We start from the raw sequence: 1,739 nt of genomic DNA, 5'->3' as shown, positions 1-1,739 counted from the left end.
CTACAAGATCCTATGAAGCAGGCGGACCACCGATGATCTGAAACGTAAAATCAGAGGGCGATTCCCGTTCAAAGGAGAGCATCATGCGCACAGATCAGTCATCCGCGACCGGCAGCGACGAGTTCCTGCTGGCGGTATCAATCGAGCTAGCCGCAGCGAAGTGGAAAGTCGCGCTGCATGACGGCCAGCGCGAGAAACCTGCGGTTCACACGGTGACAAACCCGGGTGCCGCTGGCCGACTGCAGGCAGTGCTGGGCCTGATTGACTCTCACAAGGCAAAGTGGTCGTTGCCGTCTAGTATGCGCGTGGCAGTAAGCTACGAGGCTGGGCAGGATGCGTTCTGGATCTATCGTGCGCTGCAGGCGCGCGGCATCGAATGCTATGTAATCGATGCCGCAAGCATTCCCGTCGAACGCCACCGGCGCCGCGCGAAGACCGACCGCCTTGATGCAATCAAACTGGTCACCAACCTCCGTGGGTGGCTGCGCGGTGAGCGGGACCGGATGCATGTCGTGCGCGTGCCGTCCTTGCAGGATGAAGCATCACGCCAGCTCATGCGCGACCGCGGGCAACTGCAGAAGGAAATGCTGCAGCATCGTGACCGGATGCGCAAGCTGCTGGCCACGCTCGGATGCTGGGATGAGGTCGATCACAAGAGCTTTGTGGGCCGGCTCGCCCGTAACGAGGTAACGTGTTATGACGGCACACCGCTGCCGGCCGAACTGCGTGAGCGGTTGCTGCGCGAATGCAACCGGCTGGCGCTGGTCGAACAGCAATTCGCTGTTCTTGACAAGGCGCGACACGAAAACCTGCCGGCGGCCGCACACAAACGGATCGACGATCTGTCACGGCTGAAGGGTGTCGGCCCGGTGGGTGCCGTCCGCCTCGCACTCGAACTGTTCTGGCGGACATTCCGCAACAGGCGTGAAGTTGGCGCGTGCGTTGGCCTCGTTCCACAGCCCTACGATAGCGGCGAGAGTCGCGTTGATCAGGGCATCAGTAAGCAGGGTAACCGACGTGTGCGCGCGCTGTTGATCGAACTGGCGTGGTCGTGGCTGCGCTACCAGCCAGAGAGCGTGCTGACACACTGGTTCCACCAACGCGTACAGGGTACGCAACTGAACCGACGCGTCCGACGCATTGCAATCGTCGCTGTGGCACGACGTCTCGTGATCGCCCTGTGGCGCTATCTCAAGGACGGTGTGATACCCGAAGGAGCGCTGTTGAAGTCGAGTTGAGTCAGCGAGGCGGTCAACAGCGAAAACATGGATGACGCGAAACACGATGGATGGACGGTTTGAAGTGAACATGCCCGTGGGAAGCCCGGGTTACTGACGTGACCGATTCTCAAGATGGGGCATGCTCCCGGAAACATTCCGGCGCAACGCGCATACAGGATGAGGCTGGCTATCGGCCAGCGGATAGAAGGTGGTGAGGCGTTGGATCTCACGAGCGCGACGATCGGCTTCGGACCTGCCGTAGTTTCGATTTGCAGCAGAGATTGCCTTGCTACCGTGAGGCGGGAGCATACTCGACAGATGATTTATGCCTCAGTTTGCAAACCACTTGACAACTTTCTGCTCATAGAAGGGCTTCCCCGTTGAGCACAAGCTCAATCGAGGTCCGCTGTTGATACATGCTGCAATGCCGCGCTAGTGCATGTGAGAAGGTGAAGGACTGCGGCTCTACAACCGGTCATGTTGGGCCGCTGGCCCGGACCCTGATGAAAGACGCGCGCA

The 1,739-nt window shown here is 59.9% G+C and carries 1 protein-coding gene; it reads left to right on the top strand.

Features of this window, described 5'->3' with window-relative positions; genetic code table 11:
* Positions 1-83: 83 nt before the first annotated feature.
* Positions 84-1,238: an IS110 family transposase gene (locus B0G83_RS37955; protein WP_105512356.1), complete on the top strand. Its 1,155-nt coding sequence runs from the start codon at positions 84-86 to the stop codon at positions 1,236-1,238.
* The last annotated feature ends 501 nt before the right edge of the window (positions 1,239-1,739 follow it).

The organism is Paraburkholderia sp. BL21I4N1 (assembly GCF_002973525.1).
In the GTDB taxonomy this organism is placed as follows: domain Bacteria; phylum Pseudomonadota; class Gammaproteobacteria; order Burkholderiales; family Burkholderiaceae; genus Paraburkholderia.
The sequence above is the reverse complement of the archived record's forward strand: the minus strand, read 5'-3'. Positions and strand labels throughout refer to the sequence as shown.

Bases quoted from the DNA above. Each gene is read 5' to 3' on its own strand.
- B0G83_RS37955 (WP_105512356.1), top strand. From the start codon at position 84: ATGCGCACAGATCAGTCATCCGCGACCGGCAGCGACGAGTTCCTGCTG.